Source organism: Ruegeria sp. HKCCA4812, from assembly GCF_013034245.1.
In the GTDB taxonomy this organism is placed as follows: domain Bacteria; phylum Pseudomonadota; class Alphaproteobacteria; order Rhodobacterales; family Rhodobacteraceae; genus Ruegeria.
The window spans coordinates 1-13,962 of sequence record NZ_WQFQ01000018.1 but is presented as its reverse complement, the minus strand read 5'-3'; the positions used below and the strand labels follow the sequence as shown (position 1 = coordinate 13,962).

13 protein-coding genes and 1 pseudogene are annotated in these 13,962 nt (G+C 53.7%); 8 read left to right on the top strand and 6 right to left on the bottom strand.

The window, feature by feature from the left end:
- Positions 1–217 precede the first annotated feature (217 nt).
- The gene (locus tag GOW04_RS21580) at positions 218–1,972 is read left to right on the top strand and encodes a toll/interleukin-1 receptor domain-containing protein (RefSeq protein ID WP_171118595.1); all 1,755 of its coding nucleotides are present in this window, start codon (positions 218–220) and stop codon (positions 1,970–1,972) included.
- Between the two features lie 79 nt (positions 1,973–2,051).
- On the opposite strand, the gene GOW04_RS21575 is transcribed toward GOW04_RS21580, so the two are convergent.
- Positions 2,052–2,936, bottom strand: coding sequence for a DUF4231 domain-containing protein (locus GOW04_RS21575; RefSeq protein ID WP_171118592.1), 885 nt, complete (start codon positions 2,934–2,936; stop codon positions 2,052–2,054).
- A gap of 905 nt (positions 2,937–3,841) precedes the next feature.
- Between GOW04_RS21575 and GOW04_RS21570 the strand changes: the two genes are divergently transcribed.
- The 5 genes and pseudogenes from GOW04_RS21570 (at position 3,842) to GOW04_RS21555 (ending at position 5,705) form a co-directional block, all read left to right on the top strand.
- The gene (locus tag GOW04_RS21570) at positions 3,842–4,009 is read left to right on the top strand and encodes a hypothetical protein (protein ID WP_171233975.1); all 168 of its coding nucleotides are present in this window, start codon (positions 3,842–3,844) and stop codon (positions 4,007–4,009) included.
- On the top strand, positions 4,002–4,193 hold the full coding sequence (locus tag GOW04_RS21565; RefSeq protein WP_171233974.1) for a hypothetical protein: 192 nt from the start codon (positions 4,002–4,004) through the stop codon (positions 4,191–4,193). Before GOW04_RS21570 ends, GOW04_RS21565 begins: the two co-directional genes overlap by 8 nt.
- A 37-nt stretch (positions 4,194–4,230) precedes the next feature.
- Positions 4,231–4,413: pseudogene (locus tag GOW04_RS22340) on the top strand (DUF6538 domain-containing protein); the annotation flags it as partial.
- 432 nt (positions 4,414–4,845) lie between these two features.
- Positions 4,846–5,535 (top strand): tyrosine-type recombinase/integrase, encoded by a 690-nt coding sequence (locus tag GOW04_RS22100; RefSeq protein WP_254430236.1) that lies wholly within the window; start codon positions 4,846–4,848, stop codon positions 5,533–5,535.
- Entirely contained in the window at positions 5,532–5,705 is a 174-nt protein-coding gene (locus GOW04_RS21555; RefSeq protein WP_171167005.1) for a hypothetical protein, read from the top strand. Before GOW04_RS22100 ends, GOW04_RS21555 begins: the two co-directional genes overlap by 4 nt.
- Before the next feature lie 229 nt (positions 5,706–5,934).
- Here GOW04_RS21555 and GOW04_RS21550 read toward each other — a convergent pair whose 3' ends face one another.
- The 3 genes from GOW04_RS21550 to GOW04_RS21825 are packed head-to-tail and all read right to left on the bottom strand — an operon-like array spanning position 5,935 to position 8,601.
- Positions 5,935–7,212 carry a HAMP domain-containing sensor histidine kinase gene (locus tag GOW04_RS21550; RefSeq protein WP_171617715.1) on the bottom strand — a complete coding sequence of 426 codons (1,278 nt, stop codon included), beginning with the start codon at positions 7,210–7,212 and terminating at the stop codon, positions 5,935–5,937.
- A gap of 50 nt (positions 7,213–7,262) precedes the next feature.
- The gene (locus tag GOW04_RS21545; RefSeq protein WP_171119814.1) at positions 7,263–7,922 is read right to left on the bottom strand and encodes a response regulator transcription factor; all 660 of its coding nucleotides are present in this window, start codon (positions 7,920–7,922) and stop codon (positions 7,263–7,265) included.
- 37 nt (positions 7,923–7,959) lie between these two features.
- Positions 7,960–8,601 (bottom strand): PepSY domain-containing protein, encoded by a 642-nt coding sequence (locus tag GOW04_RS21825; RefSeq protein ID WP_217356974.1) that lies wholly within the window; start codon positions 8,599–8,601, stop codon positions 7,960–7,962.
- A 146-nt stretch (positions 8,602–8,747) separates the two neighbouring features.
- On the opposite strand from GOW04_RS21825, the gene GOW04_RS21820 reads away from it, so the two are divergent.
- On the top strand, positions 8,748–9,944 hold the full coding sequence (locus GOW04_RS21820; protein WP_217356972.1) for a hypothetical protein: 1,197 nt from the start codon (positions 8,748–8,750) through the stop codon (positions 9,942–9,944).
- A 236-nt stretch (positions 9,945–10,180) separates the two neighbouring features.
- Here the strand turns inward: GOW04_RS21820 and GOW04_RS21530 are convergent, their stop codons facing one another.
- Positions 10,181–10,369, bottom strand: coding sequence for a hypothetical protein (locus GOW04_RS21530; RefSeq protein WP_171119812.1), 189 nt, complete (start codon positions 10,367–10,369; stop codon positions 10,181–10,183).
- A 270-nt stretch (positions 10,370–10,639) separates the two neighbouring features.
- On the opposite strand from GOW04_RS21530, the gene GOW04_RS22095 reads away from it, so the two are divergent.
- Positions 10,640–11,092 carry a hypothetical protein gene (locus GOW04_RS22095; RefSeq protein ID WP_254430235.1) on the top strand — a complete coding sequence of 151 codons (453 nt, stop codon included), beginning with the start codon at positions 10,640–10,642 and terminating at the stop codon, positions 11,090–11,092.
- A gap of 400 nt (positions 11,093–11,492) precedes the next feature.
- Here the strand turns inward: GOW04_RS22095 and GOW04_RS21520 are convergent, their stop codons facing one another.
- Entirely contained in the window at positions 11,493–13,865 is a 2,373-nt protein-coding gene (locus GOW04_RS21520) for an autotransporter outer membrane beta-barrel domain-containing protein (protein WP_254430234.1), read from the bottom strand.
- Positions 13,866–13,962 lie beyond the last annotated feature (97 nt).

The following is a 13,962-nucleotide window of genomic DNA, read 5'->3' as shown; positions in this document are numbered from 1 at the left end:
TACCGGAATTCAAAAAACTTCGCTGCACGCGCACGCTGACAGAGAACCGCTACACTTGTGCAATATGCCTAGATGCGTGACGGCGTGAGAAACTGCCATAGATGCAATGCGCAGCAAAATAATGTCTTAGCGAGCAAAAAGGCGCAAGACAGGGCAAACGCTTTTGGGCGGCCAATTTTTCAATTTAAAACCACAACGACTTGTCGCAAGACAATAGATGTCGAATAATCGTCTTGGTGTCTTGATTTATAACACGCGTAATTTGAGGCGGTTCATTGGGGGGCATCTATTGTTTTCGTGTTTTGTCAGCCATTCTTCCAAAGACGCTGCTAGGGCACAAAGCCTAGTCGCTGAGCTTGAACAGGTTGGACTGACCTGTTGGATAGCGCCGCGCGACGTGCAGCCCGGTGCAGCCTGGTCGGAAGAGATCATGCGCGGTATCGAAGCGTCCCGCTGTTTTGTCCTTTTGTTGAGCGATGCGGCGAACCTTTCGGACAACGTTTTGCGTGAGGTGGAACGGGCGTCGAGCAAAGGCAAAGCAATCTATCCTGTCCGGATAGAGGATGTCGCGCCGTCAACGCGGCTTGAGTACTTCATCTCCGTTCATCATTGGATCGATGCCGTTGACGGTCTTGCTGCCGCGCAGGCCAAATTGTTGGCACAAGCCATGGTCGACGGCGAGAACTGGTCATCTGCCCCAAGGCTGAAAAAGGTCGAGAATCCTTACACCACGGAGGTCAAGTGGACGGGGCCCATTCTGCCTGACCCGATAGCGGGAGAAGCTTGGGAAGATCAGATTAGTTCCGGGCATGCAAAGAAAATCGAAGAAGCGAAAATTGGCGAAAACGGTCGAGAATGGTCGGTTCCGCTAATCCTCACCTGGCACAATCAACGCACTCTCTTTTTAGGTGGATCTCAGCGTTTGTTCTCCGTTCATCTCGACAATGGTTGGGTGTCCGAGAGATTTAACGTTCCACGATGGCGAGAGCGCTATCTATTTGATTTTGCATCCTATCCGGGCGGTGACACGATGATTGTGGGCAATACCTTTCGGAGAACGAGCAGAGGATTGGACCGCAATAAAGAGAACTACAGTTGGGCGACCAAGACAGACACTTACCACAACCCAGATTGGGGGCGTGTAACCGTGTCTAAGACGGGCGATCATTGGGCCCATTCCGGGTTGGTCACGGGGACGCGGAGCAAGAATTTTCTCAAGCGCTTTTTGGCTATCCCGGACACAACGAGCGACCGCTATGAGGTTACTGTTTGCAAGAAAGGGGGTGTTCCGGTTTCGCGCTATAAGGTTTCCGGAGAACTATTGGATCACAGAGCGCGGATGGAATTTTCACCTTCTGGAAAATATCTAGCATTCTCAGATGTCACCTTTGTGTCGGCTATTCCAACTTCGGATGAACAAGACCAATACACGCTGCAAGATTGGCGACCTCAGCTGGGCGACGAAGACCACGGTAGGTTGTTGGCCTGGCATCCCACGCGAGACATCTATGCCTGCGTCTATGGCTGGCGATCGGAGGAGCCGCATGGCTTTGTGATCGTTGATGCCGCGACCCGAGAATGCCTACAAAAAACCGAATTGACCCGAAAAACCACAGCAACGGCCATAGATTGGAGCCCCGATGGCCGTTTTCTTGCGATGGGTGGCGCTGATCAGGCTATTTTTCTCTGGGATTTTGAAACTGGTAGCGCGGTTCAGATGTTGGGACATCATGGTGTAATTGATTCCGTCCATTTTAGTCATGATGGGAAACGCCTGTTGTCCACGGCGCACGATCATAGTCTTTTTATCTGGAATTCTCTCAAGCCCGAAAAACCGGTTCTTTCGACGGAAGGTAATTTGGAAATGAGTTATATGCAGCGGTTGAATGGAAGCCCATGGTCACCGGACGGAAGGAGTTTCGCGGCTTTCGGGAAGGGGCATCAGCAGATCAAGGTCATGACGCTACAATAGCCACTTTCCGTGTCAAAGGACCCGTCGGGAAGATGCCGCCAGCTCATTCGGTTTTGAAGATATCCGAAGAAGGCAAATGCTAGATAGCTCTTGCAATCCATTGGGTATGTTCGCGTGAGAAAGCATCTTCGGCAATATTGACGTAAGATCTAAAAGTTGCATCGTCGTTGATCGGCAAAAACTCGGTGCGCAGTTTTTGGATTTCTAGTGCCGTCAACGCATAGGACGCTGACAATTCAGAATATCGTTTCGCCTGTGCATACCCAAGCAGAGATGCAACAAGAACAAGCAGGGGCTCGGCTACCCAAAGCACCTTACCTTCTGCGAGCGGCTGATAGAACTGGAGAGCTGTTGCCCCCATCGCCGTAAGGTATACGAAGACAATCACGAACAGACTCTTCTTAAAGGCCCGCTGGTTCGCCTTTGCTTTCTCTTTGTACCATTTCAACTGGTTCTCGATTCTATGCTCTAGATAGATTGCTTTCCGCTTCTCAAAGGGTTCGATTTGAATTTTCTGCATTCTGGGCGTTGCCTGTTCGTCAGCATCCTCAATCCGGATCAACCGCGCCGAGTCGAGCGGCTGAAATGTCACCAGCTCATGCAGGCGCTTGGCAAAAAGCGCACTCGTTTCGGAGGTTTGGAAGTTAGGGGCAAAAGGTGCCGCCCCCATCATATAGCGCCAAGAAAGTGTCTTGCAGGATTCGGCGAGAGCGCGAAACCGATACCAGTTCTGATTTGGCTTTGCAGCACCAAGGACCAAAGCCGCTGCTGCCCCGCTGACTAATAGAAAGAAGTACCCCACCAACAACAGAGTTTGATCAAGATAACCTGCAAACAATGTCAGCGCGCTTGCCAAAAACAAGCACAGATACTGGGCCCAGAGCATAAGAAAATAGAGCGATTGGGTCCGACCCGCTTCTTGATCCGCCGCCCGATAGACCGCAGGAAAATCCTGATTGTCCATTGTTAATTCCCAAGTACCAAAAGTTCCAGAAGACCTACGAAGCTACACAGCATCAGTTAAGTCGGTGCTTTGCAGACCGTCAAGGTTACGTGATCTGCGTGGGGTTCCTGTTTCAAGGTTTCCAAAAACGATGACCTAAGCCCGAGACTTGAATGCTAGGAAAGTCTTTCGCCGCGTTCGTAAATCCCGATTGCCGCAAATGTACGGTCCCGGTTCAGGTTCATTGGGCACTCCGGAACGACCGGTATGAAGATTTCGGCTGCGATGCAGCGAAATACGCACCGCGTGTGCGAACCGATGCTGCATCAGCGAAGTTCGAAAAGTGAATGTCGGCTTCGTCCGCAACTCGGTCATTCAGCCGGCCCTCAACCAAAGTCCGCTTTGGAAAAAAAGAAAGCAAAGTGGGCACCCCCGACAAACCGCTACGCTAGGCCTTCTCGGCTCCACCGAGCCTTTATTTGGCAGGGGTTGTGCTTGTTCTGAGCGTCTTGGTGTGCCCGCGCATGACAGCTTGGGCATAGTGCAATCGTGATGAACGTTTTCTTGCCCGTTGAGATGTCGGAGCAAAGTTCCTCACCGCAAATCTCAAGCAACTCCCCGTGTGACATTAGTTCATTTGTGGTTATGCCACAGTGCTGGCACTGTGCCTCTTCAAGGGCGCACCTGACTTCTTCAACCGAAACTACCCGTTGATAGTTGCATTCAGTATCAGTCATTTTTTACCCCCCCGATCTCAACCCCGTGCAATAGACCTGCTCTGGCCTCACCCAGTAATCGCCTTGGGAGGTTCAGGCTAATGCAGGTATCGCGCGCAAACAACCCAGCGGGTATCATTCGCTCCTTCGTCCCGAAAATCGAGCAACTTCCTGCATCTAAATAAAGAAGCAACTGCAGGAGTTTGATCCATGAAGTACCTGTCTGCCCTCGGCGTTCTCGTCGGGGGTTTTCTTTTGCACCCACCGCCCAAGGCCGTCCTTACGACGATGCTCTGGGTGGTTACACGGTCTCACCCCGCTGTCTCGGCGCTGGTTCTGGTGGCGGTTCTCTGGACGTGGAGGTCCGACGATGACTGAGCTGGAGCTGAACCCCGGTGAAGTCGTGGTCGTCCAGGCCTTCGATGACGTCCCTGAACATCTGTTCCGCATAGACGAGGTGTTCGAAGACTGCGTGACCGGCTTTGCTCTGACCGGTCCACTGGCTGGGTCCTACGGCGAACCGGATCGGGAGATGATCCTACGGGTTATCTCAACCAACTGAACCCATCCCACATTCCAAATCTGAAAGGAGGAGACTGATGTCTGCTCACATTCGCTATGCCTATCTGAAGGGCCATACGTGGTTGTTCAGACGGAACTACCCCGTTGACGTCGCTCTCGCGTTGGGCGCTCAGGCCCTGAAGCAGAGCCTCAAAACCAGTGATCCCAGAACAGCCCGTGTTCGTGCCGCTGAAGTCAATGCCCGGTTCGAGACGTTGGTTGAACAGGTGCGGGCTCGGGCAGAGGAGACTCTGTCTGCCCCAGAGAACACTGCTGAGGTTCCTGATTGGGTTGACCAGCCAGAGACTTCTCTCGTCCGTCTCCGGGCCACTCTGGAGGACTCTGGATGCAATCTGGAGCGGTCCAAGTTCATCAGGCCATCAGCACCGGTAAAGGTGCCGGTTCGTGACCTGAGCCGAGCCTACCTTTCCCGGCGTAGTAATGAACTGCGACCCAGCGGGTTTAAATCGGTCCGATACTCTGTTGGATTATTCACTAGTCGATATGGTGACCAGCCGGTCTGCAGCCTGACCAGAACAGACGGACGAGACTTCCTGTCCGCAATAGCCCAACTGTCTCCGATGATCGGTAAGTCAGAGAGGACCCGAGGGCTGACCCTGGACCAGTTAGTCGCGTACTCGTCTCGTGGGGCGGTGACTATTACAGCCAGAACTCAGCGGCGTATCTGGTCGCAGGTCAATCACTTCCTCGACTGGGTGGTCTATGAAGGGCATCTGGAGGTCAACCCGTTCCGGACAGTGCCCTTCGATCGCAAGGTGCGTCCTCAACCCTATGCGGTTCCGACTGACGATGAAGTCGTGCGGTTGCTGGGAGCCAATGACCGTGAATTGCATCCGGTTCTGCTAACCTGCCTGCTATCAGGAATGCGAGCGGGAGAAGCGGTGGGGCTGCTCCGGGAAGACCTCGCGGCCAAGGGCAATCTCGGTTGCTTCGTGCATGTTCGACCCAATGAACTGCGACTGCTGAAGACCGACGCGGCGGAACGACTGGTTCCGGTCCACCCGGCGCTGGATGAGACGTTCCGGCAGCTACCATCATCTGGCCCCCTGTTCCCCGACCTCACCGTGGCACATGTCACTAAGGGCTTCGCGAGACTGCGCCGACGGCTGGAGCTTGATCGACCGGGGCTGGTGTTTCACTCGACCCGCAAGTGGTTCATCACCCAGTGTGAGAGAACCGGTGTTCCTGAGCACTTCACCGCATCTCTGGTTGGCCACCAATCGGCACGGTCGGAGAACGGGATTACCTACGGCATCTACTCGGCAGGGATCAGTGACGAGCAACGTCGGTCTATCGTCGATCAGATAAGACTCCCGGCATGACGTTCCCGGACATTGATGCGTTCGAGGAGCGGGCTGCTATCGCCGAATACGATGGTGGTTGCACCCGTAAGACAGCGGAAGATCTGGCTGCTCGGGCTCAAGGGTTCCGGGATGCCGAAGCCTACTGGCAGTGGTTGGCTGACTATGTCGTTAACCGAAGACCACCCTGACACCCAACCCTCGGCGGCCCCTAGCGGGTTGCCGGGGGCGCTCACTTTGTTTTTTTTTTGCGGGAGCGGACATAGCGGAATAATGACCGAACGACCGAGTTGCGGACAAAGAGTGCTTTCGCCGCGCGCACCAACGACCGATTCGGCATTGTTGCTAATCCAGAAGATGGATTGCAAACAAGCTGGAGCTACGCCGTGACGTTCAGCGGAATAGAACAGTTCGGTTTTCTCAAGCTTTAATCTTCACTTCGGCGGCCAAGCCACCTAAGCGTTTCGATGTTCTGAGTTCCAGCGACCCACCGTAGGCATTCAATAAGTCAACGGAAATAGACAGTCCCAAACCTGTTCCCTTAACAGAGGTGTCCAGCCGACTGCCTGAACGAAGGACTTCCTCTCGGGCACCATCCGGAATACCGGGCCCGTCATCTTCAACGCAAAGTTCGATGCCGCTGTCACAGCGCCTCGCGGTGATTTGGAGTGTCGTCCGGCTCCACTTGAGAGCGTTGTCGAGGAGGTTTCCAATCACTTCCTCGATGTCCTGGGGGTCCATTCGAACTTGAAGACCAGCCTCGCAATTCGAAACGAGCGTCTTCCCCTCGCGTTCGGCCATGACCGAGAATAGCCGGGACAGTCGTTCGACCGAATTCGTCAGGTCTGTCCTGGAATGTGTTAACTCTCCGGTGTTTGATGCACGCATGCGCGCGAGTGAACGGCTAAGCTGGGCGTCAATTCGAGTTAGCGCTTCTTCCGCAGGCTCCGTATGTGCTCCTGCGTCTGCCAGTTCCGCCAATTCGTTTCGTAAGATAGCCGTCGGCGTCTTGAGGGCATGCGCCAGATCCGCCGCTTGTCTTCGCGAACCAGAGACAATCTCGCGGTTTCGATGCAGCAGTTTGTTGAGATCTTCCACCAAGGGCGAAACCTCTTCCGGGTAGTCTTCGGGAGTCAGTTCATCGCCTCGATCCCAGCGATGGGCGACATCGGCGCGCAACTTCCGGAGCGGGCCAACAATGGCGGACATCAGCAAAAGAGAACTTGCCACTCCGATCAAACCAACCAATCCGAAAACCGGGAGCAGGTATCTTTGTGCAGCGCTGCGTTCGTTGATCAGTTCGCTCCTGCTTTCGGCGACAGTTACGCCCCACTCGGTTCCGTCCTCGAACGTAATCTTTTGATAAACGCCACGAATGGCTTCGCTATCTGGACCGGAGGTGTTCCAAATGATTGTTTCGTCATTTCCGCGCGGAGGCTCGGCGATCGTTTCATCGAAGAGTGAAGCAGACGTATAGATGGCGCCGGTTCTGTCCGTTACTTGCCAATACCGCCCCGAATATGGCGTGCTATACGCAGGATCGAATACCAACTGTCGCAGGGTTTCAGGGTCATCCGTGGTGGCGCTGAGGCCAACAACAACCTGCGTGTGCCGGTCTTGTAGCGTTGCGTCGAACTGCTCCAGAACGCGCGTATTAATGTAGGAAAACACCATCAGCGTACCGACGCCTACGGACAACGCTCCCGAAGCGATACCTCCGAGTAAGGCCCGTTGGCGCAACGAGAGCATTAGGCGGAATCAATCATATAGCCGCGACCCCGGACGGTTGTAATCAAATCGGAGCCCAGCTTTTTGCGCAGGCGGGTCACAAATACTGCAATCGTGTTGGAATCTCTGTCGCCGTCATATTCGTAGATGTGTTCCGACAGCTCAGTACGCGACACCATGCGACCGATGTTGTGCGCCAGATAGGTCAGAACGGCGACCTCCTGCGCGGTCAAATCGACAGGAATGCCCCCAACGGCAACCCGCCCGTTCCGCGTATCCAGAGAGACATCTCCCATTTCTATCACGGGGTTCAATTGACCGCTCTGACGTCGCAAGATGGCCCGTACACGTGCCGCCAATTCGGGCATATGGAACGGCTTGGTCATATAGTCATCCGCGCCGGCATCCAAGCCGTCGACGCGTTCGCTCCAGCCATCTCTGGCCGTCAGGATCAAGACCGGTGTCTTGACGCCCGCGCTGCGCCATTCGCGCAGGACCGAAATGCCGTCACGCTCAGGCAAGCCGATGTCGAGGATGATCATGTCGTACGGTTCAGTCGACCCCAGATGCAGGGCATCTGTACCATTGTTGGCCACGTCGACCACGCGACCTTCCGCACCCAATAGCTTTTTGACTTGCTCACAAAGCTGGGGTTCGTCTTCGGCAAGGAGTATTCGCATATCCAGAGACTACAGCTAAACCAGCGTGATCTTCACTTTATTTTTTGCCGCCACCGTTGCCGCCACCGTTGCCACCGCCATTGCCGCCACCGTTGCCACCGCCATTGCCGCCACCGTTGCCACCGCCGTTGCCGCCACCGTTGCCACCACCGTTGCCGCCACCATTGCCGCCACCGTTGCCACCGCCGTTGCCGCCACCGTTGCCGCCAGCGTTGCCACCGCCGTTGCCGTTACCATTGCCGCCAGCATTGCTTCGGCCTGCACTGTTTCCACGAGTGGTAGAGGCACTCTGAGCGTTGTTGCTTTTGGATTTGGTTGAATTGCGTGCGGCTTCAGAAATCTCGCGCCCCGTACTTGAGCGGTTCGAGACGACTGTGCCGGTTTCGGCGTTCACGATCACGCTGACGATTTTCCCGCCCGGCTTTTTGACCAGGATACGATAGTAAATCTTGTCTGTTTTGAATGCGCGCGCATCAACAGGTGTTCCGCCGTATGCTTTTTTCACGCCTTTGATCACACGGTTCAGCCGTATCGCACTGCCTGACAACGTCGCCATGCGCAGTTCAGACTGTTTGAGTTCGCGTGCATCTGCCGCCGCTTGCCCACCAGACAAGACAGTTAGCAAAGCTGCAACCAGAAAAAACGCTTTGGCCTGCATAACACCCTCAAACACCTTCATCGAAGACTACTAGGCCAGACATGAACCGATGATGAACAAGCAGTTAGCCCTGCGTTCAAGCGACCTAAAGTTAAATCAGTGGCAACGGTTTTGATTCGACTGCGAGTCAGACTGCCGAAACACCGTGGTCAACCTCAGCGCGCTGATTGCCATTGCTGGAGGTTTTAAGGAGATTGAAAATGAAAACCACCAAGTGCGGACTGCTTAAAGCTTCGACGATCGCGATTGCCTTGTTGGGGTCCACGGCCATTGTAGCCACCGTCGCAGCTCCTGATTTTGCTTATGCCAAGCCGGGCAACGGTAATGGTGGCGGCAATGGCGGTGGAAACGGCAATGGCGGCGGAAACGGTGGTGGTAACGGTAATGGCGGCGGCAACGGCGGTGGTAACGGTAATGGCGGTGGGAATGGCAACGGCGGTGGCAATGGAAACGGCGGTGGGAATGGCAACGGCGCCCAGGGAGATCGCGGAGACAAAAGCTCGGCTGGGAATGGTGGCCGTGGGAAAGGGGCCGACAAAAGCCGTAGCGGGGCCAAGGCCGGGATATTCGGACAGGGGAAAACAAAATCGCAGTCTGCTCGGTCTGGTACGAAAAAAGGCGGAGGGTTTTCTCTGAAAAATCTGTTCAACGGGAAAGGCAAAGCTCGCAATACAGCAACCACCTCAAGGGTTGCTACGACAACCCTTCAAACGCAAAAGACCAAGGCGCAAAGAACGGTTCGCCAAAATGTGATTTTAGAAGAGTCCAAGCGCCCAGTTGCCCGGGCAAAAGGCAATCGTATGGCTGCGCTGCTTGGTGCACATCCCTCTGAGTTGGGCGCACTGAACGCCGCCAATGCAAGCCCAACGGCCCTGGCCAATGCAGCACCCAATTCGCGGGTTGGCAGAATTGCCACGTACCGAGACACAGTGCTGGCCGGAGAGCCTTTGCGGGAGGAACTGGAAGAACAGTTGGAGTTTCTTGAAGGGTTGGAAGAACCAGAGCGGACAGTTCAAGAAATCGAGGATGACTTGGAAGTCGCAGTAGGTGAGGTACAAACCAACCGGGATACGGTCGCAGAACTTGAACAAGCTTTGGAGGACGCGGGCGGTAGTGATCCGGATATCGAAGCGCAGCTAGAAGCGGCCCAAGCCGAATTAGACGCTTCGATTGATGAAGCCCAGACTCTGAATGACGAAAGACAGGCAGCCATTGAATACAATGAAGCCGTTGAAGAGGTGGAAGAGTTGACTGAACTTGTCGAAGAGCAAGATCTGGCCGAACGTGAGGCACTGGAAGCCGCTGCCAACAAGCCTGTTACGGATGCAGTTGAGGAACAGGTTAAAGCGCTGCTGGGGCTTTGACCTGAGGCTTCCCGGCCATCGCCAGCCTCCACTTCAGGACGAACTGAAAGCTGGAGCGTCGATAAGCCTTTCGGATACTAAGTTGGAAGGTAGATTCAGTCGGCCTGCTAGGCGCAAGCTCTTGATGATTGCGATGCGCAACAAGAAAATCCCGCCCCAAGCTGGGACGGGTTCCTGTTACAATTCAGATGTTTAGGGCGAAAATCGAGAATTGTCGGGGGGCAGCCGAATTGCCTTCAGACGTTTTGGTGAGCCTCGGATAGCCGCTTGTTTTTTGTGATCTCTGTCAGTGCATTTTCGATAGGAGGGAAGCGGCTATTGCTCGAATTCATCGCGGTTTGCAGGCGCTCTTCAGCAGATTTGCTAGAGGTCCGCATCGCAATTTCAGGGCTGCGATCTTCAGTCACAAAGGCAGGTTTGACCATTTTGTTCCCCTTGTTTCCGTCAAACGATATACGTCTCGTTCGATCCAACTTGGTCAGTATGCGCAAAGTTGTTTGAACCTAATGAGAATACACTGTTCATGTTCGGTTAATGTTGTTTACGAAATAAGAACAAAGGATTGGTCTGGCCGGGCGCCACTTCAATTGCCCCATTCCAACTTGAGGGTTTCTAAGGTCGTTAGATGAGAATGTTGTGCCAAGCGAACCATAGTTTCACAGCAGAAGACTTCGGCAGTAAGCCAGTCTCCGCCGATGCATTGGTCAAATCCCGAAGATGATCATAATTGGAAAGATCAGTTAAAGGAGGCGGAAAAGATGAAAACGGCTTTGGCAATCACGGCGACGGTGTTCACTATGCATGCCGGGCCCTTTGCGGGTGCGAGTTTTGACATCCAGTCTCTTGATCTTGGACAGAGTATCGGGTCGCACAATGCACTGCAGCCTGTTTTCGTGAAATCAAAAGCAGGTAACTGTCCTCCGGGTTTGGCCAAGAAAGCAGTGCCGTGCGTTCCGCCCGGCCAAGCTAAACGATACCGAGTCGGGGATTTCATCTACAATGGGTACGTTCGCATCGATAATCCTAGCCGATATGGCCTGCGGCGAAACGGCTACTATGTGCGTGCCGGAGACTATGTTTACCAAGTAAACCGGGAGACACACGAGGTGCTGAACCTAATAGGGGCAGTGGTCGATGTTCTTAATTGATTGCATACTTTACGATCAATCACTGCTCGGATTAACGCCTTTGGGTTGTAGATGAAGCACGGGAGTTTGGGCTTTTCGAGGCCGTCATAGGCGAAGCAGCATTACCGTTAATCTTACCCTGTAACGTCACTGGGGAAGGTCCAGAGCCGACTTTGAATATTCCCTCACAAGTCTGTCGTCGCAGCCCGCTTTCCGATCATGTGCCGCAGATCTAGGTTCTAGGCTTCAGCGAATTCACCAGATGCGCAGGAAGCCGCCACTAGCTGCACTGCGATGCAAAGAGACCATTTGAATGTCTGGTCTGCGGACAAAGCGGACGTCCACTGGGTTCGATTGTGAAGGCACAACAGCGATGGTTGGCGTGTGTGATTCCTAAGGTTGAAACAACCGTACGGACAAATCAGAACCGAACACTTAAATTCGCACCTAGGCCATGTTCTTGGCCATTGGAGCGAACAGAATAGCCATATCCTGCCGTTAGTCTTGCCAGATCAGAAATCTGATAGCCCAGTCCAAGCCCAAGAACGAAACCATTGGCGCCTCGGTTTTGTCCGACTTGCGTGAATGTCCCAAATATCGGGCTCGTGACAGTGATTTCGTGTTCACTGTCCTTGTTGGCAAAAAAATCATACTCGTAACGGGCAAAGGCGATTGGGGTTAGCAAACCATTCTCTGTCAAGAAGTCCCGTTGGTAGTCAATTCCAATAGAAGCGACCAGCGATTCTGCGTTCGCTTTTTCAATCGAGTAATTGAAATCACCACCGCCAGTCTCTGTGCCTGAACCTTGTTGGATGCGCCCGTAGTTCAATCCGAAAACCGTAGAAACCCTTGCACCGCTCTCTAGATTAAACAACTTCCGTGCCTGGATACCGGCGTGGATTCCCTCTTGGTCCAAATCCGATTTAGCCTCGCCCCCCGTAAAGCCATCAACAGAAGGGTTGTTCCGCTTGGCATCAGTTTCACCGAACATGTAACCGATCAGTCCGGAGAACTCCCAAGTTCCGGTTGTTGTACGCCCATACACGCCCACATGATAGCTGTCGGTCGAAAAGTCCTGATCGACTTGATCGTGTTCATCCATGGAGGATGTCCCAAATCCTGCGTACACGCCGACCACGCCTCTATCGGTGCTTGCGACATCCGCTCCGACCAAAATGGTGCCCAGCGAATAGTCGAATGTCCCGAGGCCGTTACTTCCATCAACGTCCCCGCTCACATACGCTGTGTCGATCCACCAGCGCCGATCAGAGCAGTCTATTGCTCCGCTAGGGCTCTGGGCCAAGTCGATATCGCCTGCTGCAACGGGCTGATCCTCGTTGCTGAAGCCAACTGCTTGATACTTGCGGCAGTCAGCGTGGCTCAGCACGGTGTTGGTTATCAGGTCAAGTTGCTCCAGCCCAACGGTCAAATTGGAGGAATAGGGTTCTGCGTGCACACGATTAAACCCAGCTAAACCTGAATTGGTGAGCGTGTTAACGGTATTACCCAGGGTTGAGCCGTTGGTCAGGTTGGTTCCAGGTGACGTGTTTGTGGTGTTAGCCACCGCACCAGCAAGGTTGCTTGCATTGGGAGATCCAACAACTGATGGATGTTGTGGTAAACTCGAAACGGGGAGGGTCGAAAACGCTATGTCGATTCTACCGTCCGCGGTTGGCGTGTTTGAGATACTCAGACTGGATAGGGCGGGCAGAGATCCTCCGGCAACAAGAGTTGGGGAGTTTCCATCGAAACGCGAGGCTTGAAAAACCGTGTAGTCGTTGCCAGCAGCATAGTCCTGCGCAGTCAGGCCGGGACGAGCGGCTTCGACTTGTATAGTGGCGCGGTTAATCCCTGTAACGGGCCCGCTGGATGACACCAAATCGGCTTTCTGACCGGCCGTCGGATCGACTTCACTTAAGATCCTTGACCCAGTTTCAAAGGCGATACCGCCACTATTGTTAAGCGTACCAATTGAAAAGCCCGGCGAAAGCACCCCTCCGTTCTTAACTGTGAAGTTAAATGCGTTCACGGTTCCCGTTCCGGCCAGCGTGCCAAAATTCTCAAAGTTTACGGTGTTCAAACTGCTTGCTGCATCGAGCCGAACGGTCGTGCCTGCCGCTATCGCCATGTCACTGGTTGAAGAAATCGAACTATTCGTCAGTGTGAAATCAGAAGCCTCGGCAACCCGGGTTTGGATATAGTACGCCCCGAAAACCACTTCGGTAGCCCCTATAACGGTAAGGTTGTCGTAGGTTAACGGTCGGTCTGACTGGAAGTAAACTTCAGTGGGGTCGATATTCGCGCCGTTGAACGGAACGAACGTCATTGATCTGCCGGAACCAATCGAAGTTCCAATGAGGTTCACTCTAAGCTTCCCGTTGATGTTCGTAGCCAAGGCCTCACGAGAAACAAAGTCTCCGCTACCTGCCGCAACATCAACGTTTAGGAGAGTTAAAACTGAAGCATTGCTTGGAACGGTATTCTGGCCCGGGACATACAACTCAATTTCACCAGAGGACGTGATAGAGGAGTTTCCAATTGTAAGTCCTGTAATGGGTCCGTTTGGGATCGGCAGACACGTGCGTTCCGTCGTTGAAATTGTTTGATTAACGCGAGTGCTTTCAGATCCGGATGAATATTCTATCCGAGGAGAGCCCAATTCTACGCAACCCTGTGCGCTTTGGGCCTGTGCGTCGCCCGCCACTAACACATAAGCCAAGGCTCCCAGTGACAACTTAATAATAAATGCACGCTGAGCGTATAGTGCCGCAAGTGTCGGGCCCAGTGTTGCCATCAGCTTTCTCCTCTTACTTGATAAGCGAGAGTACACCCAATTGTGATACACGGTGAGTTTTGTGAAATGCTCAAAAAAGTCAAACGATTGACTGCTT

Coding starts and splice junctions, on each gene's coding strand:
- GOW04_RS21555 (WP_171167005.1), top strand. CDS start 5,532: ATGACGTTCCCGGACATTGATGCGTTCGAGGAGCGGGCTGCTATCGCC.
- GOW04_RS21580 (WP_171118595.1), top strand. CDS start 218: ATGTCGAATAATCGTCTTGGTGTCTTGATTTATAACACGCGTAATTTG.
- GOW04_RS21825 (WP_217356974.1), bottom strand. CDS start 8,601: ATGAAGGTGTTTGAGGGTGTTATGCAGGCCAAAGCGTTTTTTCTGGTT.
- GOW04_RS21575 (WP_171118592.1), bottom strand. CDS start 2,936: ATGGACAATCAGGATTTTCCTGCGGTCTATCGGGCGGCGGATCAAGAA.
- GOW04_RS21520 (WP_254430234.1), bottom strand. CDS start 13,865: ATGGCAACACTGGGCCCGACACTTGCGGCACTATACGCTCAGCGTGCA.
- GOW04_RS21565 (WP_171233974.1), top strand. CDS start 4,002: ATGACTGAGCTGGAGCTGAACCCCGGTGAAGTCGTGGTCGTCCAGGCC.
- GOW04_RS21570 (WP_171233975.1), top strand. CDS start 3,842: ATGAAGTACCTGTCTGCCCTCGGCGTTCTCGTCGGGGGTTTTCTTTTG.
- GOW04_RS22095 (WP_254430235.1), top strand. CDS start 10,640: ATGCATTGGTCAAATCCCGAAGATGATCATAATTGGAAAGATCAGTTA.
- GOW04_RS21530 (WP_171119812.1), bottom strand. CDS start 10,369: ATGGTCAAACCTGCCTTTGTGACTGAAGATCGCAGCCCTGAAATTGCG.
- GOW04_RS21545 (WP_171119814.1), bottom strand. CDS start 7,922: ATGCGAATACTCCTTGCCGAAGACGAACCCCAGCTTTGTGAGCAAGTC.